The 26,680-nt window shown below is 44.3% G+C and carries 21 protein-coding genes; 18 read left to right on the top strand and 3 right to left on the bottom strand.

Annotated features, from left to right (window positions below; all coding sequences use genetic code 11):
- Positions 1–71 precede the first annotated feature (71 nt).
- From DRZ93_RS05205 to DRZ93_RS05145, 13 genes are all read left to right on the top strand, one after another.
- Complete coding sequence (locus DRZ93_RS05205) at positions 72–4,130, top strand: FtsK/SpoIIIE family DNA translocase (protein WP_113746013.1); 4,059 nt, start codon at positions 72–74, stop codon at positions 4,128–4,130.
- A gap of 98 nt (positions 4,131–4,228) precedes the next feature.
- Positions 4,229–4,462, top strand: coding sequence for a hypothetical protein (locus DRZ93_RS05200; RefSeq protein WP_113742964.1), 234 nt, complete (start codon positions 4,229–4,231; stop codon positions 4,460–4,462).
- 90 nt (positions 4,463–4,552) lie between these two features.
- Positions 4,553–5,113, top strand: a complete 561-nt coding sequence (locus DRZ93_RS05195) for an outer-membrane lipoprotein carrier protein LolA (protein WP_172458057.1) — start codon at positions 4,553–4,555, stop codon at positions 5,111–5,113.
- 46 nt (positions 5,114–5,159) lie between these two features.
- A complete protein-coding gene (locus DRZ93_RS05190) occupies positions 5,160–6,554 on the top strand; it encodes a replication-associated recombination protein A (protein WP_113745048.1) in 1,395 nt (464 codons plus the stop codon).
- A gap of 289 nt (positions 6,555–6,843) precedes the next feature.
- Entirely contained in the window at positions 6,844–8,151 is a 1,308-nt protein-coding gene (gene serS / locus DRZ93_RS05185; protein ID WP_113742962.1) for a serine--tRNA ligase, read from the top strand.
- Positions 8,151–8,639: a CvpA family protein gene (locus tag DRZ93_RS05180; RefSeq protein ID WP_113742961.1), complete on the top strand. Its 489-nt coding sequence runs from the start codon at positions 8,151–8,153 to the stop codon at positions 8,637–8,639. The genes serS and DRZ93_RS05180 overlap by 1 nt, the downstream gene beginning before the upstream one ends.
- 13 nt (positions 8,640–8,652) lie before the next feature.
- On the top strand, positions 8,653–10,161 hold the full coding sequence (gene purF / locus DRZ93_RS05175) for an amidophosphoribosyltransferase (protein ID WP_113746012.1): 1,509 nt from the start codon (positions 8,653–8,655) through the stop codon (positions 10,159–10,161).
- A 97-nt stretch (positions 10,162–10,258) separates the two neighbouring features.
- A complete protein-coding gene (locus DRZ93_RS05170) occupies positions 10,259–13,198 on the top strand; it encodes a hypothetical protein (protein ID WP_113746011.1) in 2,940 nt (979 codons plus the stop codon).
- Positions 13,198–13,725, top strand: coding sequence for a hypothetical protein (locus DRZ93_RS05165; RefSeq protein WP_113742958.1), 528 nt, complete (start codon positions 13,198–13,200; stop codon positions 13,723–13,725). Before DRZ93_RS05170 ends, DRZ93_RS05165 begins: the two co-directional genes overlap by 1 nt.
- 3 nt (positions 13,726–13,728) lie before the next feature.
- Complete coding sequence (nadA, locus tag DRZ93_RS05160; protein WP_113746010.1) at positions 13,729–14,799, top strand: quinolinate synthase NadA; 1,071 nt, start codon at positions 13,729–13,731, stop codon at positions 14,797–14,799.
- Between the two features lie 33 nt (positions 14,800–14,832).
- On the top strand, positions 14,833–15,486 hold the full coding sequence (locus DRZ93_RS05155) for a hypothetical protein (RefSeq protein WP_113742956.1): 654 nt from the start codon (positions 14,833–14,835) through the stop codon (positions 15,484–15,486).
- Between the two features lie 445 nt (positions 15,487–15,931).
- Positions 15,932–16,378, top strand: coding sequence for a transcriptional repressor (locus DRZ93_RS05150; protein ID WP_113742955.1), 447 nt, complete (start codon positions 15,932–15,934; stop codon positions 16,376–16,378).
- 5 nt (positions 16,379–16,383) lie between these two features.
- Complete coding sequence (locus DRZ93_RS05145; protein WP_113746009.1) at positions 16,384–16,833, top strand: metal-dependent transcriptional regulator; 450 nt, start codon at positions 16,384–16,386, stop codon at positions 16,831–16,833.
- 70 nt (positions 16,834–16,903) lie between these two features.
- Here the strand turns inward: DRZ93_RS05145 and ppnN are convergent, their stop codons facing one another.
- Positions 16,904–18,271, bottom strand: coding sequence for a nucleotide 5'-monophosphate nucleosidase PpnN (ppnN, locus tag DRZ93_RS05140; protein ID WP_113746008.1), 1,368 nt, complete (start codon positions 18,269–18,271; stop codon positions 16,904–16,906).
- A 275-nt stretch (positions 18,272–18,546) separates the two neighbouring features.
- On the opposite strand from ppnN, the gene ribF reads away from it, so the two are divergent.
- The 5 genes from ribF to DRZ93_RS05110 all read left to right on the top strand — a co-directional run bounded on the left by ribF (position 18,547) and on the right by DRZ93_RS05110 (position 25,359).
- The gene (gene ribF / locus DRZ93_RS05130; RefSeq protein ID WP_113742951.1) at positions 18,547–19,482 is read left to right on the top strand and encodes a bifunctional riboflavin kinase/FAD synthetase; all 936 of its coding nucleotides are present in this window, start codon (positions 18,547–18,549) and stop codon (positions 19,480–19,482) included.
- Between the two features lie 21 nt (positions 19,483–19,503).
- Positions 19,504–22,323: an isoleucine--tRNA ligase gene (ileS, locus tag DRZ93_RS05125; RefSeq protein ID WP_113742950.1), complete on the top strand. Its 2,820-nt coding sequence runs from the start codon at positions 19,504–19,506 to the stop codon at positions 22,321–22,323.
- Entirely contained in the window at positions 22,324–22,866 is a 543-nt protein-coding gene (gene lspA, locus DRZ93_RS05120; protein WP_113746007.1) for a signal peptidase II, read from the top strand.
- A 10-nt stretch (positions 22,867–22,876) separates the two neighbouring features.
- Complete coding sequence (gene ispH / locus DRZ93_RS05115) at positions 22,877–23,809, top strand: 4-hydroxy-3-methylbut-2-enyl diphosphate reductase (RefSeq protein ID WP_113746082.1); 933 nt, start codon at positions 22,877–22,879, stop codon at positions 23,807–23,809.
- Between the two features lie 281 nt (positions 23,810–24,090).
- Positions 24,091–25,359: an O-acetylhomoserine aminocarboxypropyltransferase/cysteine synthase family protein gene (locus tag DRZ93_RS05110; RefSeq protein ID WP_113742948.1), complete on the top strand. Its 1,269-nt coding sequence runs from the start codon at positions 24,091–24,093 to the stop codon at positions 25,357–25,359.
- A gap of 27 nt (positions 25,360–25,386) precedes the next feature.
- Here DRZ93_RS05110 and DRZ93_RS05105 read toward each other — a convergent pair whose 3' ends face one another.
- Together DRZ93_RS05105 and speB are read right to left on the bottom strand one after the other, a co-directional pair.
- Entirely contained in the window at positions 25,387–25,764 is a 378-nt protein-coding gene (locus DRZ93_RS05105) for a hypothetical protein (protein WP_113746006.1), read from the bottom strand.
- A complete protein-coding gene (gene speB, locus DRZ93_RS05100; protein ID WP_113746005.1) occupies positions 25,765–26,679 on the bottom strand; it encodes an agmatinase in 915 nt (304 codons plus the stop codon). It abuts the gene before it with no gap.
- Position 26,680: the final 1 nt, after the last annotated feature.

Genomic DNA, 26,680 nt, shown 5'->3' with positions numbered 1-26,680 from the left:
TTAATTTTTTCTCTCTGTCTTGACGTCATACATACTATTGTCCGGCAGCTAAATCATACGTTGGAGGGGCTATGCTGTTAGGTGCTCATAATAAAAATATGGAAGCACAGGGTTTATCTTTAATCAGTAAGATTTTATTTGGTGCAAGTGTGCTTGCAGCCTTATTTATCTATTATCTGCTGCTTTCATACCGCCAGGGCGAAGCTCAGGCTCTGACAGGTGAGCTCAATCTTAACAACTCTGCACCTGCATCCTATGAAGACGGCTCTCTCTTTGGTTTTTTATTTGGATATTTTGGCGCCTTTACCTATATTCTGCCACTGTTTATAATCTACTTTGGCTATGTGCTTTTTATACGCCGTATTAATCTAAGACAGCTTGATCTGTTCTCACTGTCGCTGCGCCTTTTGGGCTTTAACCTTTTAGTTATAGGCTGCACCTCAACCTTCTCCTTTTGCTTTAATCTTGGCGAAACCGGAGGTGGCGGCATTTTAGGCGACTTTTTAAATATTATGTTCAAAGCCTTTGCCCCAGGCGCCATGGGAACCATTGTCTCCATACTTATAGTGCTTACAGGTTTAAGCCTTTTTGTCGCTATGTCCCCTCTGGCTCTTATAGATAAAATAGGCGCCACCATTACCTCGCTCTTTACCAAAAAGGATAAAAGCACACAGGAGACCAAGAGCCAAGAGCCTATTATTGCTACAGCTGAGAAAAAGGATGCTGACAGACATACCATTGCCAATGTTTTAGACGGCAAGGGGGCCATTCCAAGCTTTAAGGGCAAGATCAGTAAAAAAGAGCTTGAGGCTCAAAGTGCCCATGGCGGCTCTTTTGGCAAACGCAAGGAGCCTGTATTTGACAGTGAGCAGCAAAGCCCATCAACCATTGTTGCAGATAACAGCCCTAATGCACCAAAGGCAGTACAGATACAGCCTATAGAGATAAATGACAGTCAGACACAGACAGCTTTAGGTACAGATACTGCAGAGGCAGCGCCTGAGAGCGCCTTTGCACCACAGACACAGAGTGTGGCACATGATGCTGTGCAGGATGAGAGTCCGCAGTATATATCACCCCGCTCCTTTGACAGAGCAGATACAGATTACACTGCAGATGACAGTGCTCCTAGTACCTTTGTCAGAGACAATACTGTATCTGACACTCCATCAGAGTCACTCTCAGATGATGAGGTTCATACCATTATCTTTGACAGAGAAGAGATTTTGCGTCAAAAGGCTCTTGAGGAAGAGGCCCGCAGAGAGGCAAAGCGCCTTGAGCTTGAGCGTGAGGAGGCAGAGCGCGCAAGAGCATATCAGGATGAAAATCCTTTATATAACGCAGATGAGAAAGACGATGAGGTGCACTCAATCATAACTGATCGCTCTGAGCTTACCAACTATCTGATAAGACAGGGTCAGGAACAGGGTAAAGAAGTAACAGATGAAAGAGCAGATGAGCCATATGAAGATGATGGCAGACCTAGCACCATTATCACAGATCGCAGTGCCTATATGCAGGCAATGGCCCAGGCTCAGCAGGCTCAGATACAGCAGCCACAGCCTCAGTACGCATCAGGTGCAGATCAGAGCTCTGATGGTTCTGCAAATGTACAGTCAGGTACAAACGATGGTGTAAGATACAGCTCTGATCCATATGATAATGAGCCATCTTCTTATGAGCCTGAACAGCACCTGTCACAGGATACTGTCTCTTATGATATGTCAGAGCGTTCTGTATATGACAGTCAGTCACAGCAGTCACAGGATCAAGACCAGCTGCAACCACAGCAGACAATGCACCAAGGCGCAGATTATGTAGCATCGCAAGAGAACAGAGCAGATACACATCAGGACATTGAGCGTCCCGATTGCGCCTATATTCAAAGCGGCAGTGAGGGTATACCTTCATACAGTGATGTGCAAAAGAGCTTTGGTTTTGTCGATGAAAATGCCTCCTACGTTGACAATGTCATATCCTTTGATGATGTCAATGAAGATAGCACACAGCGCGGCTATGAGGTAGGGGACAGATTAACCTCATCTTTTGAGCAGGTAAAAGAAGAGAACGATGGTCATGCTCTGCAAAAGGACAGACAGACCATATCTGAAAAGGATGCTGCCTATGACTATGGCAGAGCCAGCCGCGGCGTATTTTCAAAAGATGAGAGCAGCGCTGCTGAAGATAAGGAAAGAGAGAACAACACTCAAAGCACAGGTACTGTAAATCTGTCGCAGAGCTATTCACCGCTGTCATCCTTTGCCGCCACATCAAGCATGGATTATTCAATGCCAGGCAGCAGCTATGCTCAAAGTGAGCATACGGTATACAGCTATGCTCAGAGTCAGGCTCCTGTGACCAATGTTAAAGCTCAGAGTTCTCAGGCAGAGCAGACACAGGTCTCAGAGAGCGGTTATACACAGTTTGCAGGTACAGCTCAGGAGACTCAGAGCACTCAGGAGCAGGGCTATGAGAGTGTCAGTGCCGATGACAGATCTATTGGCAACAACTCAGATTATAAAGAGGGCTTTGTTGAGCAGAACAGCTCTGGCAACAATTACCCTTCATATATGCAGGATTCAAGAGTAGGCGGCAACGAGAGTTTTGGCACCAAGGGTGTGGTGTTCAAATCCAATGTGGTAACAGCTCCAAATACTGTATATGGCAGCTGGCGTCCTGACATTGAGCTTCTGACCCCATCTCCTGTACAGGAGGATGCTGATGTCAACTCCTTAAATGAGATGGCCAGCAAGATAAATCAGGTTTTAAGTTCCTTTGGCGTCAAGGCCAAGGTTGAGCGCTATATTACAGGTCCTGTTATTACCCGCTATGAGCTCTCTCTGGCCCCTGGCATCAAATCATCAGCTATCTCATCACTGTCAGTTGATCTGAGCCGTTCGCTTATGGTGCAGACTGTGCGTGTTATTGATGTAATTCCAGGTACAGCCTTTGTGGGCATTGAGGTGCCAAATAAATCACGCAAGCTTATAACCCTTTATGATGTGGCCTGCAAGGATGATTTTGCACAGAGCGACTGCAAACTGCCTTTATGTCTTGGATGCTCGGTTACAGGCACACCTGTAGTAGTTGATCTGGTCAAGGCTCCGCACCTTTTAGTTGCAGGTACCACAGGCTCTGGTAAGTCTGCAGGTTTAAATGCCATGTTAGTGTCCATGCTGCTTAAAAAATCACCAGAGGAGCTAAGATTAATCTTAATTGATCCAAAGCGTGTGGAATTTTCCTTATACAACAATCTGCCACATCTTATTACACCTATTATCTCTGATGTGGCTGACAAGGCTGCTGCTGCTCTGCGCTGGTGTGTGGAGGAGATGGAAAGACGCTATCAGTTGATTGAAACCAATGAAGTGCGCAAGCTTGATGAGTACAATGACAAGATAAGACAGGCTCAGGAGCGTGGCGAGGTCATCTATGACAAGTCATGGACAGCCGATATGGGCGGCGAGCCTCCTGTACTCAAACCTCTGCCGCTATTAGTTGTGGTTATTGAAGAGTATGCCGATCTTGTAGCTCAGACCTCAGGTGGCAGAAAGAAAAATGAAAACTCACCTGAGCAGTATATTAACAGACTGGCAGCCAAGGCCCGTGCCGCCGGCATTCACCTTATTCTTGCCACACAGTCACCACGCTCTGATGTGCTAACCGGTGTGATTAAAAACAATATTCCGGCCCGTATTGCCTTTACAGTACAGAGCCTTGTGGACTCACGTGTTATTCTGGATGAGGGCGGTGCTGAAAAACTGCTTGGCAATGGTGATATGCTCTGTAAGTTTACCTCCATCAATCAGGGTGTATCCTTTAGATGTCATGGCGCCTTTGTATGCAACTCTGATGTTGATGCCGTGGTACAGTCCTGGCGTGAGCATGGTGAGATTGAGTATATTGACGATGTTACAGAAGAGCTTGTCGAGGAGAGCGAAGGTGGCGAGGAGAAGGCCACCGGCAAGCGCGATGCCAAGCTTGAGGAGGCTGCAGCCTTTGCTCTTGACTACTATGCAAGAAATCAGAAATATCCGCCAATCAGTGATTTTCAGATTAAGCTTGGAGTGGGTTATCCAAGAGCTAAAAAGATCCACATGCAGCTGCAAAATGAGGGCATTATCAATTAAAAGCGCTGTGTAAAAACAACTTTTAGAGATTTTTTTTACAGTAATATGCCTATTAATGATATGCTAAACGGACTTTAATTTAACAACAGGAGTATTTTATGTCAGATACAGAATTTGAGGCTCTTATTGCCAAGGCCAAGACAGAGATTCTTTCTTACTATGCATCAAAGAACGAGTTCATCGATTATGATGTTTTAAAAGAGAAGCTTGGCACTGACGATGAAGTTTTCTGCAAGGTGTTAAAGGCTCTGGCCGAGACTGATGAGCAGGGTGCGCAGGAGACTGAGAGTGAAGGCGGCTGCGGCTGTGGCTGTCAGTGCTCAGGCGAATAGCACTTTTTTATAGTATTTACCTAAAATACTTTTTATCTGTCACCTCGGAGAGAAATTATGTGCAGATTGTGGCTTTTAATGATGATTTTTGTGTCTTGTCTTACACATGCATCAGTAAATGATGATCTGTATAAAGCACTAAGTATGCAAAAGGCCTTTAGTGCCGACTTTTCTCAGCAGGTGACAGATAGTAAGCACAAGATTATTGCCACATCCAAAGGCAGCGTGGCCTTTGACCGACTGACACCTGGATTTTTAATGCACACAACAGATCCAGATGAAAGCGTGATTATGTATAAAAAAGATGGCATTTATTTTTATGATGCCTTTTTAAATCAGCTGACCATAAGCCCGGTTCAGGCTTTTTTTAACTCACCTTTTGCGCTGATACTTATCAGTGATAAAAAGGAGCTTGATGACTATAGTATCAAGTATAAAGATGGCAGCTATACACTGATTCCCAAAAAGAAAAACGCTGATATCAAATCCTTTAGCCTGCGCTTTGATGACAATGTGCTAAAGCAGGTACAGGCCCATATGACAAGTGATGATATCAGTATTTATGATTTTATTAATATTAAAGACAGTGTTGATATCAGCGCTCTTGACTATGCCTTTCCTGATGATGCCGAGATAGCTGATGACAGATGATCTTTTTGCTGCCCTTGATCTGCAGATGCATGAGCAACAAGAGCAGATGGAAAGTTCCGATACTGCCTATGATGCCTTTGCCCCTCTTGCCTCAAGGCTCAGACCTGCAAATTTAGATGAATATATAGGGCAGTCCCATCTTGTAGGCAAGGGCCGTCCTCTGTATGAGGCCCTTGCCCATAAAAGCTGTTATTCCATGATACTCTGGGGGCCGCCTGGAGTGGGTAAAACCACGCTGGCTCTTATCATAGCTAAAGCCACCGATGCCTATCTTGAGAAAATCTCGGCTGTGACATCTGGTATCAAGGATATACGTGAGGCTATAGACAAGGCCATAAAACGCCGCGCCCTTGGCAGGCGTACCGTACTTTTTGTCGATGAGGTGCACCGCTTTAATAAATCACAGCAGGATGCCTTTTTACCGCATATTGAAAATGGCACTGTTATCTTTATAGGTGCCACTACAGAAAATCCATCCTTTGAGGTTAACAAGGCTCTTTTGTCACGCGCGAGGGTCTACGTTTTAAAAAAACTTCAGAGCAGTGATTTAAACAGACTTATAGATCTGGCACTTACTAAAAAAGAAGGTCTTTTAGATAAGAATTTAAAGCTTGATGACAAGGTGCGTGAGGCTTTAATTGAGCTTAGCGGTGGTGATGCGCGTCATCTTTTAAATATACTTGAGATGAGTGCCGATCTGGCTGTAACTCAGGATGATGGCTCGCATCTTTTAACTGTATCTATGGTAGGTGCAGTGGCAGGGCAGAGACCTGTAAGTTATGATAAAGGCGGGGATAGTTTTTATGAGCTTATCTCAGCTTTTCACAAATCAGTGCGCGGCTCGGCCCCTGATGCAGCTTTGTACTGGATGGCCCGTATGTTCAGCGCAGGGTGCGATCCTCTGTATGTGGCCCGCCGTCTTCTGGCTATTGCCACAGAGGATGTGGGGCTTGCCGATCCTAAGGCCATGGGTATTGCGCTTAATGCCTATGATATATACAAAAGGGTGGGGGATGCAGAAGGGCTCAGAGCTATTGCCGAGGCTGCAGTCTATCTGTCACTGGCTCCTAAAAGTAATTCTTTGTACAGAGCCTTTAATCAGGCTATGGAAGATGCTAAAAATCTGCCTGATTATGATGTGCCTATGTATCTGCGCAATGCTCCTACAGCTTTAATGGAAAAACTTGGCTATAAAGAGGGCTACAGATATGCCCATGACTATGAGGGCGGCTATGCTGCAGCTGAGTGCTTTATGCCAGAAAAGCTTGACGGACGTGTCTATTACAGACCGTCTGACCGAGGCTTTGAGATAAAAATTGCTGAGAAAATTGCCTATCTTAAGGGCCGAGATGAGCGTGAGAGTGACAGACGCTACAGCAAGGAGCATGCACAAAAGGCTATGGCGGCTTTAAAGGCGCGTGGCATTGACAATGACATGTAGATGACATCTAAATGACATGTTAAAGATATGCTCTTAAGATCTTTCTTAAAACACTGAACGAACGCTCTTGTCAATAATCTATAAGCTCTTTTGTAAGATCATATTGAGCGCATAATATGCATGGAATTTCTTATGCCTGCCTTATGTTAGTCAGCAAATTGGTGTGTATATGCCCTTTTTAACGCAATAGGGACAAGAAATCTAAATTGTAAAGTTATGTGGCTTTTGATAAAATCTAGGCTGAAAATTTTATTGTTTTTTCACAAATAAGTCATATGGCACATAAGTTATGCTAGATCCAAAATATATCCGTGGCGATATTCAAGAGGCCAGCGAGCGCCTAGCCACAAGAAAGTTTATCCTAGATACCAGCACATTACAGGAGCTTGAGGTCAAAAGAAAAGATCTCATGGTTAAAACTCAGGATCTTCAGGCAGCGCGTAATTCATTATCCAAGTCCATAGGTCTGGCCATAAAGGAAGGCAAGGATGTCAGCGCCATCAAGGCCCAGGTGGCATCTATCGGCGATGAGCTTGATGTTGTAAAAAAAGAGCAGGATGCTGTACTGCAGCAGATTAAGGATATTTCTCTGACTATTCCTAATCTGCCAGATGCCTCAGTTCCTGTAGGTCCAGATGAGAGTGCCAATGTTGAGGTACGCCGCGTCGGCACCCCACGCACTTTTGATTTTGAGATAAAAGATCACGTAGCCATTGGCGAGGGCCTTGGCATGCTTGATTTTAACAACGCCAGAAAGATTTCAGGTGCCCGTTTTGCCCTGATGACAGGTCCAATCTGTGCTCTGCACAGAGCCTTAGTGCAGCTTATGATTGATCTGCACACCAAAGAGCAGGGTTATACCGAGGTCTATGTACCTTATCTTGTAAACCTAGATTCACTCTATGGTACAGGTCAGATGCCTAAATTTGGCGAGGATCTGTTCCACACCTCATTAAACGGCGATGCCGACGGCGATGATGTAAACCGTCATTTCTGCCTCATCCCAACTGCTGAAGTGCCTCTTACCAATATGGCTCGCGATGAGATCTTCAAAGAAGAGGAGCTGCCGATAAAATTAACAGCTCACACTCCATGCTTTAGATCAGAGGCAGGCTCTGCAGGCAAAGATACACGCGGTCTTATCCGTATGCATCAGTTTGACAAGGTTGAGATGGTGCAGCTGGTAAAACCTGAGGATTCATTTGAGGCTTTAGAGCAGCTTACAGCAGATGCTGAATCTGTATTAAAAGCCCTTGAGCTTCCATACCGTGTCATAACTCTGTGCACAGGTGATATGGGCTTTAGCTCTGCCAAGACCTACGATCTTGAGGTATGGCTGCCGGCTCAGAATACCTACAGAGAGATTTCATCCTGCTCCAACTGCACTGACTTCCAGGCCCGCCGTATGCAGGCCCGTGTGCGCCGCAAGGATGGCAAGATTGAACTTCTGCACACTCTAAACGGCTCAGGTCTTGCTGTTGGCCGTACATTAGTTGCCGTACTTGAGAACTATCAGAATGCCGACGGCTCTGTAACTGTTCCTAAGGTACTGCGTCCTTACCTTGGTGGTCTTGAAGTTATTGCGTGTAACAAATAATGCTTACAGCTGCAGATTATGTCATTTTAGCGATAATTGCTATCAGTGCTCTGCTTTCGGTACTTCGAGGCTTTGTACGTGAGGCAATATCGCTTTTGGCCTGGGTCAGTGCCTTTATGGTCACAGGCAATTTTTATAAGGATCTGTCACGAAAGCTGACCTATTTTGAGGATGATTTTGTACGCAATGTGTTGGCTATTATCATCCTTTTTGTGTCAACGCTTTTTGTTGTGGGCATGTGCGGCAATATGATACGCAATCTGCTCAACAAGGCTGGCCTTTCTGGTACAGACAGGCTTTTGGGTATAGCCTTTGGCGTAGTGCGCGGTATTTTAATAGTCTGCGCTATGCTGGCTTTTTTACAGATACTCTATAAGCTGCATATTCTAACCTTTATCGAGCAGGAAACATGGTATGTAAACTCTGTCCTGATTCCTGAGCTCATGCGTATTGTAACCTGGTTCTTTAGCTATCTTGGAACCTCTTAAGGAGCAAATAAAAATGTGTGGAATAGTTGGAATGGTTGCGACCTCTCCTGTAAATCTGTCTCTTTACGATGCGCTGAGAGTATTGCAGCACCGCGGTCAGGATGCGGCAGGTATTATTACCATTGACGGCGGCAACTTCAGACAGAGGAAGGCCAATGGTCTTGTAGCTGATGTCTTTGAGCAAAAGCACATGGCCAGATTAAAGGGCAATATAGGTATAGGTCATGTCAGATATCCAACTGCAGGTTCATCCTCTGCAGCCGAGGCCCAGCCTTTTTATGTCAACTCACCTTATGGTATAGCTCTTGCCCACAATGGAAACCTGACCAATGCCCGTGAGCTTAAGAACAAATGTGACAGCGTCCACCGTCATGTCAATACCTCATCTGACAGTGAAATGCTGCTCAATATTTTAGCCTGGAAGCTCTCTGATATAAAAAGTGCTGTACCAAGCCCTGAGGAGATCTTCACTGCCATCAAAGGTGTCAATGCTGAAATACGCGGCGCCTATGCTGTAGTGGCTTTAATTATTGGTGTAGGCCTGATTGCCTTTAGAGATCCAAATGGTATACGTCCTTTAGTACTTGGCAAAAGAGTTGATGACAACGGCAAGGATGAGTACATGGTGGCCTCTGAGTCTGTAGCTCTTGATGTGGACAATTTTAAGCTGGTGCGTGATATCGCCCCGGGCGAGGCTGTCTTTATCAGCAATGACGGCAAGCTCTATAGTGATATCTGTGCCAGTGAAACCAAACTGTGCTCATGCATTTTTGAGTATGTCTATTTTGCCCGTCCAGATTCAATTTTAGATGGTGTGTCTGTCTATGCCTCACGTGTGCGCATGGGTACCAAGCTTGCCAACAAGATTATGCGTGAATATGCCCATCTTGATATTGATGTGGTTATTCCAATTCCCGAGACTTCATCAGATATTGCTGTACAGATTGCAAGAATTTTAGGCAAACCTTACCGCCAGGGCTTTGTTAAAAACCGCTATATAGGCCGTACCTTTATTATGCCAGGCCAGAAACAGCGTAAAAAATCTGTACGCAACAAGTTAAATCCTATTCCTGCCGAGTTTAAGGATAAGCGTGTATTATTGGTTGATGATTCAATTGTACGCGGCACCACCTCGGAGCAGATTGTGGATATGGCCCGCGATGCAGGTGCCAAGGCTATCTACTTTGCCTCCGCAGCCCCTGAGATACGTTATCCTAACGTCTATGGCATTGATATGCCAACCCGTCAGGAGCTTATTGCCTATGGCAGAAACAATGATGAGATCTGCAAACAGATCCATGCCGATGCTCTTATCTTCCAGTCTCTTGAGGATCTGTGCGATGCTGTACGCGAGGAGAATCCTGCTCTTAAAGAGTTTGAAACCTCGGTGTTCAACGGCTCCTATATAACAGGCGATGTGGATGAGGAGTATTTTAAATATCTTGAAGAGCAGCGCTCGGATGATGCTAAAGCTGACAAGGCCTGGCAGGACAGCGCCAATCTTGAGCTGTATAACGTATAAGCAAGATCGTCTAAGTAAGATATTGATATTTAAGTAAAATTTTTTCTAAAGCCACTTTGCGGAAACGTAAGGTGGCGTTTTTATAAGAATAGGTGCAATGGCCAATCTGAACAAACCTCTGAATTTTTTTGAAAAAAACGGCTTTTATAAATCTGATATTACCTATGGTGATTTAAAGCTTAATTTTATGGATCTTGAGCGTCAGCTGCTTGAGATAGACAGTGATTATCAAAAAGGCTCATGCATTGATATAAGTGCCGATAAAGCCTCAAGTATTTTAAATTCTCTGCTGCACGATAGCAATCTGCGTAAAAATGATATTCTTTATGATGATAAAGTGCAGTTTATGGCCTATGTCACCTATTATAAAAACCGCAGTAAAAAGAATCTCAAGAGGCTTACTTCACTTATCAATGATGGCTGTGCCTTTATACTTGAGGAATTGCCTGGCAGTGAGCACATGGCATCACGTGTTGAGAGTATAAGCTCATCAACTGCCTATCAGGAATATATTCCGCCTTTGTATGATCTTACAGAGTTTAGAGACTTTATGAAGCACATTGCATCTGATGAGATAAAAGATGATGATGCGCTGTTAAGGCCTTTAAGTGACTTTTTATATATACAAAGCTCACCTATGACCCATGAGAGTGCGCCAAGTATAGCCAGCTGCGCGGCCATGCGTATGGCTTATTTTCTGTCAAAGGCACAGATAAGTCCTTTTATCTTTAAAAATCTGCTGCCGCTTTTAGATACACAGGCTAACAGCATGTCCTATGCCCAGGACAGACGCCATGGAGCCAAACAAAAGCACTTTTACAATATAAAGAAACTCTTTACCTTTTTGGCCTCACTAAAGCAGTGTCAGTACAGTGAGGAGATTCTGCCTTTTGTGGGCATGTCGGCACAAAGCTGCATGTATATTGCCCAGGCCTGCTTTAGCGGTGATTTTCTGCCAAAAGATCCGCATGCAGGCCGCATGTGGCTGCGCATGAGCGCTCTGCAGGGTCATCCTCTTGCCTATTACTATGATGTTATTGTCAATAACAGCATGGACTACAATCTCTCAGGCTCCAATACCAATTTTATTGATGAGCTGTTTTTTGCCTATAATCTTTGTATCAATCAAAGCTATGCCTCGGTAAGTTTTGAGGAACAGATTGAGCTTGAAGATGGCACAGTTATCGAGGTTGAGGAATATCTTCTGTACAATGCGCTTACAGCTCTTGCCAAGCGCTGCCATCTGCAGTTTATAACAGAAAGGGCCGTATCTGAGGATCTTAATGTCTATGACTATGGCATCTTTGTCATAGAAGGCTTTAAAAAGATGATGCTTGAGAGCAAAAGACGCTTTGCAGCACCTCTGTTTATACTCTGCTCACTTACCTATGAGGATCTGCCTATTTTAGATCAGGGCTTTATCATGGCTCTTTTAGAGGCAGTGCATACAGTAGATGAGGATGATGAGGAGATCTCAGTTTTTGACAAGATACTCTCTATTTTACACAAGGCTCTGCAGGTGGCTGTCATTGAAGGCGATATTTTCAGCTGTCGCGTTTTAGTTGATCAGAATGAGGCTATAGCGCAAAAATTTGCAGCAACCTATGAAAAAAGTATTTATATAAGGGCTTTGCAGCTTTTAGTTGAAAACTTTGATGCAGGTGCTGTCAATACACTTTTACGCCTGTGCAATGACAGTGAGGAGCTCAAGGTAAAATGCGCAGATACTTTAAATTTCATTCATGATCATATACATGATGATCTGCAAAGTCCCATTGTTGATGTCTTTCATATAAATGACGGTGCTGGCTTTGATTTTGCGCCGCATCATATCTATCTTTTAACACAGCTACAGAATATGTATTATGTCATGGCCAAGAAGGTGACAAAGGATGATATAGCCTCAACTCTTTTGCGCCTTGGCAGTGACTGCATGGATAAAAGATGTCAGGATGAGCTTGAAAGACTCAAGGCTCAGGGCAGGTACAAGCCTGTAGCCTATATCAGGGTGCTTGATGATATTGTAAAGGATGCAGATAAAGACGCCATGTGCGCCAATTTTATGGCCAAAGTCTACAGCGAGGGCAACCTTTTGCCGCGCAATATGGCTCTTGCCTGCCATTATCATTATCTGTCCTACAAATTAGGCTCTGATGAGTCACTTGGCGTACTGCGCAACCTAAGCTACAGCTCACACAGCGATTTTCAGCGCTATGCTCTGTCTCACTCACAGATGCTGTGTGATGTCATTGCTCTGCGCTGGCGCTTTGTAGGGGCTGAGCTCAATATTGACTGCTCTGTGCTTGCAGGACACATTAAAAAGCTCATTCGCGCCATCTATAAAAAAGATGGTCCTTTTGAGCGTTATCTGCATACAATCTACAGTCAGGACAGTGACAATCTTTTAACAGCCACTGTAGATTTTCTTTTTGAAAACAATGCACTAACAAAAAGGGATATAAGTCTTTTAAGCGCCCTTGCTGAAAAGGTGTCTCTTAGCTTTATTCCTATGAATTATGCTGTCTGTCAGTCGCTCTTTTGCTTTAATGACTTTAGCTCCTTTGAGATTGAAAGCTATTTAAATTCAAAATCAGGCTATGCCTTAAAAGAAAATGACATACATCTTTATATGACCTATATGTCATCATTTTTTGTGCTGGGCTTTTCTGCCATGTTTTTAGATTACAATCTAGATGACAGCGCTCCGGCCCCTGAGATCTTAAAGGGCAATCTTGAGCTTTTACATCTTATTGCCAAGAACAGACATGAATTTCGATTAAATTATTCATCTTTTTTCTATTTTATGCTCTATCGTATTGCTCTGCGCTCGCATGTCATAGCTCCAGATGCCGCTCTTGCCAATAAGTTTTTGCAACTTGCTGGAAACAGACAGAGTAATTTATCTATATTGTATGAAGATCAGGATCTGCGAGTGTTTAGCTCAAAACTTAATGTCAAGGCCTTTTGTGCATGTCTTGAGGGCGAGAACTACGCAGGTAAGAGCAAGGAAGTTTATATATCTAAGGTAGCACAGTAATGCAGTATCTTTTAAAAGTAAGTCTGAACAATACATCTGTATGGCGGCTTGTAGCAGTTGACGGCAGTGCCGACAGAGCCTTTATAGGCGATCTTATTGCCCTGTCCTTTGACTATCCTGTCTGTAAAAGACATTTTGTCATAGGCGGCAGTATCTATACTGCAGGATCACAGATTAAAGACTCAAGCGAGCTTATAGGTTTTGACTCCTTTAATCTGCAAAGCGGCGATAAATTTGAGTTTGTCTGTGAGCTTGACGAGACACTTGCCCATACTGTTGAGGTTATGAAATGTGAGGAAAAGCTGTACTGTGTCATGCCATCAACTTTAGTAGGTGCAGGGCTTTTGCCAGAGAATGGACCTTATAACTATAGTACTATAGAGAATTTTGTTGAAGGTGATGAGACTCCATCTTTGGATCTGCGCCTTTGTACTACAAGAATGCGCGCTTTGGGTGTAATGCGCGCTGATGCCCATCAGGCTCTTTTAAAGACAGGAGCAGATGAGCTTAAATTTAATATGGAGTAGATTATGGCTGTGCATATGATTGAGGGCGTTTCAATTCCTGAGAGTTTTGATCTGCCAGTCATGCCGACAAAAGAGGATCTTAAAAAGGATGAGGAGCTTTTTGACAGAGCTCTTGAGTGTTTAAAAAAGCATGATGCCTTTTTAATTGCCCATTACTATACCTCAGAGACCATGCAGCGTCTGGCTGAGACCTCAGGCGGTTTTATTGGCGATTCACTTGAGATGGCCCGTGAAGGCCGTGACAGTGACAAGCAGACATTAGCTGTAGCAGGTGTGCGTTTTATGGGCGAGACAGCTAAAATACTCTCTCCGCAAAAGAAGGTAGTCATGCCCTCCCTTAAGGCTGAGTGTTCACTTGATCTGTGCTGCAGTGCCGATGATCTCGCAAGGGTTAAAGAGCAGTATCCTAATGCCACTGTGGTGGCCTATGCCAATACTTCAGCTGCTGTTAAGGCTCAGGCTGACTGGATTGTTACCTCATCACTTGCTGTTGAGCTTGCCGACTATCTAAAAGGGCGCAATGAGGAGATTTTGTGGCTGCCTGACAGACATCTTGGCTCCTATATTGCAAACAATGCCAAAACAGCCATTCACTGCTGGCCTGGCCGCTGCATTGTGCATGATGCCTTTGAGTCAAATGCTCTGTCCTTTGTCAAAAAGGACAATCCTGATGCTCTTATTCTGGTGCACCCTGAAGCTCCGCAGAGCGTAGTGGCTATGGCTGATTTTGTAGGTTCAACTTCACAGATTCTAAACTATGCCAAGGCCTCAGATGCCACAAAGCTCATCATTGCCACCGAGCGCAATATTTTCTACAAGATAAAACAGGCCTGTCCTGACAAGATTTTAATTGAGGCACCTGTAGCATCACTGTCAGGTCACTGCATCTCCTGTGCCAACTGCCCATGGATGGCATTAAACTCACTTGAGTCACTGATTGATGCACTTGAGAACAGTGCAGGTCATGAGCTCTTTGTACCTGAGGATATAAGAGTGCAGGCTACAAAGCCACTTGAGCGCATGCTTAATTTTTCAAAGGCCCTCAAAGAAGGGCGTCTTGATAACAATCTGTAAGTGACAGAGTTTGAAACAAAAGGCAGGATAACAATGCAGGGTTTGATTTCATCTGTAGACAGTATTTCAAAAGATGGCCGCATACAGGGTGATGATGGTCATATCTACAGCTTTGATAAAACATCCTTTAGCAAAGCTGAGGATGCAGACAGTGTCTGTGTCGGCATCAGATCTGAATTTGAAGCTGACGATCGTGGTTTTTGCACACAGCTTGAGCTTTTAGATGTCAAGGCCTTTGCCGAGGACAGCATGACCTATTTTGAGCCACCTGCAACACAGATTGACAAGGGTATGCAGATTGTAGGTTATGAAATCATAGACAGGGCTGGCGGTCCTATTGTCAAAGGCGATCGCAATATAGAGCATGCCAGATACCGTCTGCTACACGAGTGTGAAAGCCTTGGGGCCAATGCTGTTTTAAACTACTCTATACAAAAACAGGTCAGAAACTCCTTTGGTTTTGGTTTTGCCTATTATAATGCCTACGGCATTCCTGCAGTTATAGGCAGACCTGATGTCAAGGGCGACTGCACCAGGCGTGAGCTTGCATCAAAGCTTAACCACAAGAAAATCAATTCCCTGCGCTCCATGGTGGAAAATGCCACCGTGGCCAAAATAGTGCTGCGTATATTAGGCGGCATACTGCTTGTTATCTTTACTGTAGGCTTTATTATGAGCAATATGTAAAGTCAGGATATTAAAGTCACTTTATTAAGTGACTTTTTTATCTACCAGGCTGCAGTCTTAATAATTAAATATTGTAATTTCTCTGATAAATAAGGCATCTATTGGTGCCAAAGCATGGTGCACTATAAATTGCTCTTGCAAGTTAGCCATGGCTAATTTATGATAAAATTTGGCTAAAAATGCTACAAATGTTGCATATATGGAAATAATAGGAGAAATATACATGAGTAATATTTGGACTTATGCCATAATAGTTGTGATATTGATTCCATTTTATTTTGGAATGAAGAAAATTATAGCTATGTTTTCAAAGAAAGATGACTGTAGTAATTGCAGTTGTGGTTCAAATTCGTGCGGCTGCTCTGATCACAGATCAAAGCATGAATAGTTATTTTTAGTGCATAGCTTGTAGATAAATAAGAGTTAGATTAGTAAGAAGGTTCAGATGCAAGATAATGATCCAATCTATAACGTAGGAAATCTCACCGAGGATACTCTGCGTAAACTAGAAGCAAGCGGCTTGCGCATGACTGTGCAAAGAAGACATATCATTGATATTCTTACTAACAGCAAGTGTACCTCTCCAAAGGAGCTGTGGTACGAGGCCAAACAGTTTGTGCCAGATCTGGGCATTGCAACTGTATACAGATTAATCAACCGCCTTGAGCAGATTGGTGTGCTCTCTAAAGCCAGAAATCTTGGTATGCGTCCTTTAGTGCCTACCATGGGCTCTATAACCGACGCCAGAGGCAAGCATATTTCCCGTCAGATAAGCCTTGATTTTACCGAGCTTGTACGCTTAGGTCTCATCTCCAAAGGTGCTATCGGTCCTAACAATGCCATACAGTTGACCTTAGTTGGCGAAAAGGTCAATGTCACAGTAATCAGATAAAGCGCATGGAAAGAGTAAGACAAGCACCGACTCCACAGGATGCTGTGCCAGAGCCGGTTCCGACACGTCATGGCGCTGTAGCCGAATCTGGTGAAAACTATCTTGAAACCATCTATGTCATCAAAGAGCGCAATGCTGATGGCATAGTGCGTGCTGTAGATGTGGCCAATGAACTGCGCTTTTCAAAACCAAGTGTGTCACGCGCCTTAGGTCTTTTAAAGGATAAAGGCCTTATTACCATTGCCGACAACGGAGCCATTAATTTTACTCCTGATGGCAGGGTGCTCGCCGCCTCAGTCTTTGAAAGACATCAGCTTCTGACAGTATTTTTACAGCATACAGCTCAGATCCCATCCGATCTTGCTGAAAAAGATGCCTGCCGTATTGAACATGTAGTCTCAGAGCAGACCATGCACGGCATTAAACAGTACCTTAAGGATCAGGGACTGTTATAGACTGCTTTAGATATTTTTTAGATATTGAGAATTTAAAAAGGCAGGATCTTAATGAGATCCTGCCTTTTTATCAGTCTGCTGTGAATTTATAGCAAGGCACATATTCCTTGTCAGAGAGGGAGATGCGTTTTTGAGCAATAAAATCACGCATGAGCTTGTCCATATAGCCTATGATGTCCTCATCACCATGCAGCTCAAAAGGACCGTGTTTGGCCACCTGCTCAATACCATAATCTTTAACATTGCCAGTTACAATGCCAGAGAAGGCGCGGCGCAGGTTGGCAGCAAGACGCCATGGCTCCTGATCTTTGTGCAGATCAAGGGTAGCCATTGACTCATGGGTCACGTCAAAAGGTGACTGCAGCTCAGGTGGAATATTTAAAGACCAGTTGTAGCAGAATGAGTCATGGGAGTAGATACGATGGTTGTAGACTGTATCAAGACTCTCTTTAACCTCAACTGCCACAGCCTTAGGATCGTCAATAATAATCTTGTAATGACGGGTAACTTCAGGGCCAAAGCAGTGGCGCAGGAAATCATCTATGGCATCAAAATAGGCCTTTGACTCCTTGTTGCCAGTTAAAATAAGAGGCAGGGCGGCATGTCTGTTCTCTTTTAAAAGTTTGATGCCGATAATGTATAAAAGCTCTTCGGCCGTACCTGGACCGCCTGGGAAGACTATAAGCACGTGGCCAAGGCGCACAAAGGCCTCAAGGCGCTTTTCAATATCAGGCAGAATTACAAGATCGCTTACCATTGGATTTGGCGGCTCGGCTGCAATAATAGATGGCTCTGTAAGACCTATACGGCGACATTCGCGCATATTATTTTGCATATTAAAGCCCATTAGGGAGCCCTTCATTGGCGCCTCCATGACACCAGGGCCGCAGCCTGTGCAGATATCAACGCCTCTAAGGCCTAAGGCATAGCCTACATTGTAGGCATAGTCATACTCCTGCTGCGATATGGAATGACCGCCCCAGCATACAGCTAAAGATGGCTTGGCATTGCTCTTTAGCACATCGGCATTGCGCAGTATCTTAAAGATAAAATCAGGGATGGTCTGAGCATGATCCTTGTCAGTGCTCATAGAGTGAATGGCATGCAGATAGTGAATCTGCACAATATCGCGCAGCACAGCATAAAGATGCTTTTGCAGGCTTTTTATAATTTCATCATCAACAATAGCTGTAGATGGCGGATTGATAAGCTCTATCTTAAGACCGCGCTCATTGCGCATTACATCAATTTCAAAATTCTCAAAGTTTTCCAAAAGCTCTTTTGAGTTGTCAGTAAGTGCTCCTGAATTTAACACAGCAAGAGAGCAGTTTCTGTAGAGGTTGTAGAGCTGTCCCTGTGAGGTAAGGGAGATACTGTCGGCCTCTATCTGACTTAAAAGGGCCATATTGCCAGATGGCCATACAACTTTAACCGTCACGATAAATCCTCATATAATCTTTAAATACATCTTGATTGTAACAAGGGCCGATATTAAAAAAAAGCACAATAAAATTAAATCGGGCATCATTTTTTTTGCACCGTTTAAAGATAAAGATCCAAATTAGATCAAATCTTAGAAATTTGAACAAAAATAATGCATTATGGGGGTTGGCCTGAAAATTAAACATAGGCATTAATACATCTAGAGGTTATAATTAGAACTTTAAAAGTGACTTTTATGACAGAGAGCTTTTACATAAAAGGTTGTGTTGCATGCGTTTGTACAGATATTTATCTGACTTTAAAATAAAAGATAAACAGGTGGCTCTGGCCATAGGCAATTTTGATGGTTTTCATCAGGGTCATCGTGCCGTGATTGAGGCTATGCACAAAAAAGCCAGGGAGCAGAACCTTTACAGTGCTGTCATGATCTTTGAGCCACAGCCTCTTGAGTTTTTTGGCAAGGCTGTCCCGGCCCGCCTTTATTCGCTGCGCGACAAGCTAAGAGCTTTTGCCTCATGTAATGTTGATTTTGTTTTTTGTATCAAGTTTGACCGCTCTGTAGCAGAGCTTGATGCTAAAAGCTTTGTCAAAGTAATACTGCACAAAAAGATGAATGTCAAAAGTGTTACCGTAGGCTCGCTCTTTACCTTTGGCTGCGGAGGTGTGGCAGGTCTGCAGGAGCTTAAATCCTATTGTTCTGAGGTTGGAATTGAGGCCGATGCCATTTTGGGTGTGGCCAGCGACAATACCCGCATTTCAAGTACTATGATACGTGCTCTTATAGCACAGTCAGACTTTGCAACAGCAAAAGAGATGCTCGGTCGCCACTATGCCATATCAGGGCGTGTGGTGCATGGCAATGCCATAGGCAGAACCATAGGATTTCCAACTGCCAACGTCAATCTAAACAGACAGGTATGTCCGCTCAAAGGCGTGTTTGCCGTTATGGTCAAAACTGTATACGGCCAGTACAAGGGTATGGCCAATATAGGTTTGAGACCCACTATCTATGAACATAAAATAAAAAGTATTCTTGAGGTCAATATCTTTGATTTTGACAAAGATCTTTATGGCACACACATAGAAGTTATTTTTATAAAGAAGGTAAGAGACGAACAGAAATTTCCGGATCTTACATCGTTGATGGCGCAAATAAAGGCCGATCAGAGATCGGTCTCTTATATGCTTGAGAATTGTAAACTTTAAGGTAATAAAACGGGTATTTTCATGGCTGATTATAAGAATACGCTAAATCTTCCTACTACCAGTTTCCCAATGCGCGGCGATCTTGCCAAAAGAGAGCCGGGTATGCTTGATGCCTGGGAGAGAGAAAATCTATATCAGAAAATAAGAGAGTCACGCTCTGATGCCAGGCAGTTTATTCTGCACGACGGCCCTCCATATGCCAATGGCGACATTCACATCGGCCATGCCATCAACAAGATTCTAAAGGACATTATTGTCAAATCCAAAACTCTTGAGGGTTTTGACTCACCATATATTCCAGGCTGGGACTGCCACGGTCTGCCAATTGAGCTTAAGGTAGAAGGCCTTGTTGGCAAACCTGGTGACAAGGTAGATGCCGCCACCTTCCGCAAAGAGTGCCGCAAATATGCCAAGACCCAGATTGCAGGTCAGATGAAAGACTTCAAGCGCCTTGGTGTCTTTGGCGACTGGGAGCATCCATATGAGACCATGGATTACAAGACCGAGGCCGACACTATACGCGCCTTAGGCCGAGTTATTGCCAACGGTCACTTTATCCGCGGCTCCAAGCCTGTGTACTGGTGTATTGACTGTCAGTCAGCACTGGCAGAGGCTGAGGTTGAGTACTATGATGTAAAATCTGATGCCATTGATGTAATGTTCAAGGCTGCAGATGAAGATGCTGTGCTCAAGGCCTTTAACACCAGTGCAGGTGAAGGCTCTGTATGCTGTGTCATCTGGACCACAACCCCATGGACACTGCCTGCCAACCGCGCCATCTGTCTAAATGAGGCTCTTGAGTACTCACTGGTGCAGGTTAAAGGTGACAGGGCCATGCGCCTGGTACTGGCCACAGAGCTTGTAAAATCAGTAATGGAGCGCTGTGAGATTGAAGATTATGAGATTTTAGCCACCACATCTGGCAAGGCTCTGGAGCTATTAAAATTCAATCACCCATTTTTAAATATCAGCGTGCCAATCATTCTTGGCAGCCACGTAACTTTAGAGGCAGGTACAGGCTGTGTTCACACAGCTCCGGCCCACGGTCTTGATGACTACAATGTAGGCACCAGATACGGTATTAGCGTTGATAATCCTGTAGGTCCTGACGGCTGCTTTGTCAAAGGCACAGAGCACTTTGAGGGTTTAAATGTATTTAAAGCCAACCCTGAGGTTATAAAGCTGCTGCAGAGCAATGGCTCACTTTTATGTGCCAGAAAGATTGAGCACAGCTACCCACACTGCTGGCGTCACAAGACCCCTGTTATATTCAGAGCCACCCCTCAGTGGTTTATTACCATGGATGGCAATGGTCTAAGAGCGCGCGCCCTTGAGGAGATTAAGAAGGTACGCTGGATTCCATCCTGGGGTCAGAACCGTATTGAGGCTATGGTAAGTCAGAGAACAGACTGGTGTATCTCCCGTCAGAGAACATGGGGTATGCCATGTGCCGTGCTTATCAACAAAGAGACAGGTGAGATTCACCCAGATACTCCTGCTATTGTTGAAAAGGTGGCCAAAGCCGTGGAACAAAACGGTATTCAGGCCTGGTGGGATCTTAAGGTTGAGGATCTTATCGACACTGATGCAGACAAATACTACAAGGATCCAAATACCCTTGATGTATGGTTTGACTCAGGCTCAACACAGTTTTCTGTAGTTGATCAGCGCCCAGAATTTAAAGGCAACAGCGCTGATATGTATCTAGAGGGCAGCGATCAGCACCGCGGCTGGTTCATGTCATCATTAATGCTCTCTGTAGCCATGAAGGACAAGGCTCCGTACCGTCAGGTACTGACCCACGGCTTTACCGTTGACGGTCAGGGCCGCAAGATGTCAAAGTCACTTGGCAACGTAATTGCTCCACAGAGCGTAATCAACAAATTAGGTGCCGATGTGCTGCGTCTGTGGGTGGCATCAAATGACTATACAGGCGATATTGCTGTATCAGATGAGATCTTCAAGAGATCATCTGACTCCTACCGCCGTGTGCGCAATACCATACGCTTCTTGCTTGCCAACCTCTCAGGCTTTGATCCAGCTAAAGACATGGTAGCCTTTGAGGATATGGTTGAGCTTGACAAGTGGGCAGTATCTCTTGCCTCCAAGACTCAGGATGAGATTATTGGCTATTATGACAACTATGACTTCCACCTTGTAGTCAAGACCTTAATGCGCTTCTGCTCTATCGAGCTTGGCTCATTCTATCTTGATATCATCAAGGACAGACAGTATACAGCCAAGGCTGACGGCAAGGCCCGCAGATCATGTCAGAGTGCACTGTATCTGATTGCCGAGGCTTTAGTCCGCTGGATCTCTCCTATCCTGTCCTTTACTGCTCAGGAGGCCTGGGAGGCTATGCCTGGCGAGCGTGAGCGCTTTGTCTTTACCCAGACTTTCTTTGAGGGGCTGCCTCGCATATCAGATGAGAGCGCCTTTAATGATGAGTACTGGCAGTATGTGCTCTCCTTTAGAGATGAGGCCAACAGAGCCATTGAAGAGGCCCGTAACCGCAATGTTATAGGTGCATCTCTTGAGGCCAATATCACCATCTATACAAGCAAAGAGCATGCTGCAAAACTTGCTATGCTTGAAGATGAGCTGCGCTTTGTACTTATTACCTCACAGGCATCTGTTGTGGTCGGTGATGCTCCAGAGGGCGCCTTTGCCTCTGAAAATGGTGACTTTGCCTTTGTTGTGGCCAAATCCGAGCACAAGAAGTGTGAAAGATGCTGGCATTATGAGGATGGTGTTGACAGCGATCCTGAGTATCCAGGTCTGTGCCCACGATGCATTGAGAATATCAAGCAGGCTCAGGGTGAGACAAGGAAGTACGCATAAATGTCAGGAGGCGTACGCAACGGCTCCATATTTTTGTTTGTAAGTGTGCTGATCCTGATACTGGATCAGTACACCAAATATCTGTGCGTCAACTATATTGAATATGGTACATGGGGTATTGAAATTACCCCATTTTTCAATTTAGTGCATGTCTATAATTATGGAGCTGCATTCAGCTTTTTGGCAGATATGGGCGGCTGGCAGAGATATCTGTTCAGTGCTATTGCCATCATACTGTCACTGGTCTTTATTATTCTGTTAAAACGCACGCCACGTTCGCATACACTAACCTGTCTTGCCTATGCTCTGTTTATAGGCGGAGCTCTTGGCAATCTTATTGACAGAGTTTTTTTAGGCTATGTGGTGGATTTTCTTTTGTTTTATATCTATACAGATGAGACCTTCTGGGCTTATCCTGCCTTTAATGTGGCAGATATAGCCGTATGTCTGGGAGCCTTTTTCCTTATTGTAACCACCTTCTTTAAAAAGGAGGATAAGGGCGAGAATAAGGATGAAAAGAGCGCAGGCGCTGATAGAACCTAAGAGAGATACTATGGCTTTTGAGATATATATTGCCAATACCCGTGGCATGTGTGCAGGTGTTGACAGAGCTATACGCACTGTAAACTGCGCTCTTGAAAAATACGGCGACAAGGTTTATGTACTCCATGAGGTGGTGCATAACAAGCATGTGGTACAGTCACTTGAGCAAAAGGGTGCCACCTTTGTTGAGTGCATAGATGATGTACCAGATGGCAGCGTGCTTATCTTCTCAGCTCACGGTGTAGGGCTTGAGATTATGGCCAAGGCCAAAAACCGTAATTTTATCAATGTGATTGATGCCACCTGTCCTCTGGTTAAAAGAGTGCACTTTAAGATAAACAAGGCCTCACAGGAGCATAAAAAAGCTATTGTCATAGGTCATGCCGGCCATCAGGAGGTTATAGGTACTGTAGGGCAGTATGATGGGGATAAGAGCAATGTGCATGTGGTTATGAGTGTTGATGATGTCAATGCGCTAAATCTTGATGGTAAGAATCTGGTATTTGCCACACAGACTACATTGTCAATTGATGAGGCTGCCAAAACTGTACAGGCTTTAAAGGCAAAATTCCCTGAGATTGAAGGTCCTGTCAAGGATGATACCTGCTATGCTACACAGCACCGTCAGGAGGCTATAAAGCAGCTCGCACAGATATGTGATGTAGTGCTTGTAGCCGGCTCTAAAAACTCATCAAATTCAAACCGCCTGCGCGAGGTGGCACAAAGTGTAGGAGCTGTGGCCTATCTTATTGATGATTATACTGATATTGACAACAGCTGGTTTGACAATGCCAAAAAGGTAGGTGTGTCAGCAGGAGCCTCTGCTCCTGAGTATCTGGTGCAGGATATTATAAAACATCTGCAGACCCTCTGTGATGTTCAGGTGCAGGGTGTAGGGTTAATTCCTGCCGATCGTGTCTTTCCTCTGCCTGATAATATCTAGTACAGGTTTTAAACCTATAAAAGGGTCGCAGAGACGACCCTTTTGCTCTGCTACCCTTCAATCCTTTAGCCGTAATCATTTCTAATGGCTGCACAGATAAGTCCTGGTATTATTTAACATTTATTGACACAGTCCTACTCCTGACAGGATTCTTTTAGTGCAAAGGCTAAAAAAGTTTTAAATATTGCACTTTATTTGTGAAAAGGCCAAAAAAACTCTTACATTTAAAAGTCATTGTTTTTATATTGCTTTTATAAATTGTACACATAAGGATAAAGATTATGGAACTGCCAACAGAGTGTCTGCATGCAGGATACAGCCCTAAAAGTGGTGAAGCACGTGCTCTGCCTATATATCAGAGCACAACCTTTTGCTACGATACAACACAGGAGGTGGCCAATCTTTTTGATCTTAAGACTGCAGGTTTCTTTTACTCACGTCTTGGCAATCCAACTGTAGATGCCATAGAGAAAAAAATTGCCGTACTTGAAGGCGGTGTCGGCGCCATGTGCACCTCATCAGGTCAGGCCGCCACTTTTGCCGCCATTTTAACTCTGGCCAAAAACGGCGATCATATAATTAGCTCATCCAATATCTATGGCGGCACCTATAATCTTTTTGCTGTAACCTTCAAACGCTTTGGCATTGAGGTAAGCTTTGTGGATCAGGATGCCTCTGCAGATGAGATTGCCTCACATATAAAGGATAATACCAAGGCCATCTTTGCTGAAACTATAGCCAATCCATCTATGGCAGTGCTTGATATTAAAAAGTTTGCAGATCTTGCTCACGCTCATAAGCTGCCTCTTATTGTGGATAATACCTTTGCCACCCCATATCTGTGCCGTCCTTTTGAATATGGTGCCGATATTGTCATTCACTCTACAACCAAGTATCTAGACGGTCATGCATCTGTGGTAGGCGGTGTCATTGTAGATAGCGGCAGATTTGATTTTGCAGGTAATGAGCGCTTTTGTGAGTTTAATGAGCCAGATGAGAGCTATCATGGTCTTATCTATACCAGGGATTTTGGCAATATGGCCTTTATTGTCAAGGCAAGAGTGCAGATTATGCGCGATATAGGCTGTGCCCAGAGTGCCCATGGCGCCTTTTTAATCAATCATGGTCTTGAGACCTTGCCAATGCGTATGCAAAGACACAGCGCCAATGCCCTTTGCGTTGCTAAATTCCTGCAAGGCTGCGATGAAGTTTCCAAGGTGCACTATCCAGGTCTTGAGGGCGATAAATACTATTATCTTGCCCAAAAGTATTTAAAAAAGGGCCAGTCAGGTGTGATATCTTTTGAGCTTAAAGGAGGCAGAGAGGCTGGTGCACGTTTTATTGATGCACTCAAGCTTATCTCTTTGCAGGTGCATGTGGCTGATATCAGAAGCTGTATTTTGCATCCGGCCAGCTCCACTCATAGACAGCTTAGCGATGAGCAGCTGCAAAGTGCCGGCATCAGTGCAGGTCTTGTCAGACTCTCTGTAGGCCTTGAGGATGTTAATGATATTATTAAGGATCTAGAGCAGGCCTTTTTAGGCATGTAAAAAATGAGGATCAATCCTCATTTTTAATCAGTGCAGGCTGTAGGGGGTCTGAGCCGTATCTGATGATGAGGCTCCTGTTACCCTGGCTTCAAAAAAGCCTGCATCCATAGCAAGCTTATGCAGATTATAAACTCTTATCTCACCTGCTCTCCTATTGCTGCAGATAATCTCATCTATACCCTCTAAGGTATTATTGACATCAATACCGTTGACAGTAACGTAAAGGTTGCGGCTCTGCCCTAAAACCACAAGCTCAATGCGTCCCTGATTTACCGATGCAATATCCACAGAGACAAAGGATCTGCTGTTATGATAGCGCTGCAGATATAATGAGCATACATCATTGGCAGTAGCCTGATGTATGCTGCAAAGACACAGCGCTACAATGACCACTTTCTTTAACATTTACAGCTTTGAGGCCTTAAGATAAAGAAGATCAAGGGCAATAGTGGCAGCAGCTAATGATGTTATCTCTGATATATCATAATTTGGAGCCACCTCCACTACATCAAAGCCTACAATATCAATGTCACTAAAGGAGCGCAGCAGTTTTAAAATCTTGTCTGTAGACAGACCGCCTGCAACAGGTGTGCCTGTGCCTGGGGCATAGGCCGGATCAAGACAGTCAATATCAAAGGTTAAATAGACTTTATTATTACCGACACGCTCTTTTATTGCATCATGCAGCATATCTACAGTCATATCAATGCATCTTGCTCCATCGAGGACCAAAAAGCCGTCATTTTCATCAAACTCTGTTCTTATGCCTATTTGCACTGAGCTTTGTGGGTCGATAAGACCTTCTTTAGGAGCATGATAGAACATAGTGCCGTGATCGCACTTAGAGCCATTTGAATAGGTATCGGCATGGGCATCAAAATGGATCATGGATATGGTGCCATAATGACGGGCAAAGGCTCTTAAAATAGGCAGGGTTATAAAATGATCGCCGCCAAATGTTACAGGATATTTGCCGTTTTGCAGCAGGGCATAGATATGGTCAGTCAGTTTTTGACACATATCCTCGCTGTCACCAAAGGAGTAGACCAGATCGCCGCAGTCGGCAATTTTTAATTTATCTCTTACATCAAATTTCCAAGGATAACGGCAGCCCTCCCAGGCTAGCTGTGTTGAAACCTGACGTATGGCTGCAGGTCCAAAGCGTGATCCTGAGCGGCCTGAGGTTGCCATATCAAAGGTTACACCTGTAATTATGGCATCGGCATCTGAGGTATATGGCTCAAAAAACAAAGGCTGGCGTAAAAAGCCAAAAGCATTTGACACAAGTGAATTATCATAGGCATTGTTTAGAGTTGGCATC

Source organism: Anaerobiospirillum thomasii (assembly GCF_900445255.1).
In the GTDB taxonomy this organism is placed as follows: Bacteria; Pseudomonadota; Gammaproteobacteria; order Enterobacterales; family Succinivibrionaceae; genus Anaerobiospirillum_A; species Anaerobiospirillum_A thomasii.
Note: the sequence above shows the minus strand (reverse complement) of the source record. Positions and strands in the feature narration are given on the sequence as shown.

Bases quoted from the DNA above. Each gene is read 5' to 3' on its own strand.
- DRZ93_RS05205 (WP_113746013.1), top strand. From the start codon at position 72: ATGCTGTTAGGTGCTCATAATAAAAATATGGAAGCACAGGGTTTATCT.
- DRZ93_RS05200 (WP_113742964.1), top strand. From the start codon at position 4,229: ATGTCAGATACAGAATTTGAGGCTCTTATTGCCAAGGCCAAGACAGAG.
- DRZ93_RS05190 (WP_113745048.1), top strand. From the start codon at position 5,160: ATGGAAAGTTCCGATACTGCCTATGATGCCTTTGCCCCTCTTGCCTCA.
- serS (WP_113742962.1), top strand. From the start codon at position 6,844: ATGCTAGATCCAAAATATATCCGTGGCGATATTCAAGAGGCCAGCGAG.
- DRZ93_RS05180 (WP_113742961.1), top strand. From the start codon at position 8,151: ATGCTTACAGCTGCAGATTATGTCATTTTAGCGATAATTGCTATCAGT.
- purF (WP_113746012.1), top strand. From the start codon at position 8,653: ATGTGTGGAATAGTTGGAATGGTTGCGACCTCTCCTGTAAATCTGTCT.
- DRZ93_RS05170 (WP_113746011.1), top strand. From the start codon at position 10,259: ATGGCCAATCTGAACAAACCTCTGAATTTTTTTGAAAAAAACGGCTTT.
- DRZ93_RS05165 (WP_113742958.1), top strand. From the start codon at position 13,198: ATGCAGTATCTTTTAAAAGTAAGTCTGAACAATACATCTGTATGGCGG.
- nadA (WP_113746010.1), top strand. From the start codon at position 13,729: ATGGCTGTGCATATGATTGAGGGCGTTTCAATTCCTGAGAGTTTTGAT.
- DRZ93_RS05155 (WP_113742956.1), top strand. From the start codon at position 14,833: ATGCAGGGTTTGATTTCATCTGTAGACAGTATTTCAAAAGATGGCCGC.
- DRZ93_RS05150 (WP_113742955.1), top strand. From the start codon at position 15,932: ATGCAAGATAATGATCCAATCTATAACGTAGGAAATCTCACCGAGGAT.
- DRZ93_RS05145 (WP_113746009.1), top strand. From the start codon at position 16,384: ATGGAAAGAGTAAGACAAGCACCGACTCCACAGGATGCTGTGCCAGAG.
- ribF (WP_113742951.1), top strand. From the start codon at position 18,547: ATGCGTTTGTACAGATATTTATCTGACTTTAAAATAAAAGATAAACAG.
- ileS (WP_113742950.1), top strand. From the start codon at position 19,504: ATGGCTGATTATAAGAATACGCTAAATCTTCCTACTACCAGTTTCCCA.
- lspA (WP_113746007.1), top strand. From the start codon at position 22,324: ATGTCAGGAGGCGTACGCAACGGCTCCATATTTTTGTTTGTAAGTGTG.
- ispH (WP_113746082.1), top strand. From the start codon at position 22,877: ATGGCTTTTGAGATATATATTGCCAATACCCGTGGCATGTGTGCAGGT.
- DRZ93_RS05110 (WP_113742948.1), top strand. From the start codon at position 24,091: ATGGAACTGCCAACAGAGTGTCTGCATGCAGGATACAGCCCTAAAAGT.
- DRZ93_RS05105 (WP_113746006.1), bottom strand. From the start codon at position 25,764: ATGTTAAAGAAAGTGGTCATTGTAGCGCTGTGTCTTTGCAGCATACAT.
- speB (WP_113746005.1), bottom strand. From the start codon at position 26,679: ATGCCAACTCTAAACAATGCCTATGATAATTCACTTGTGTCAAATGCT.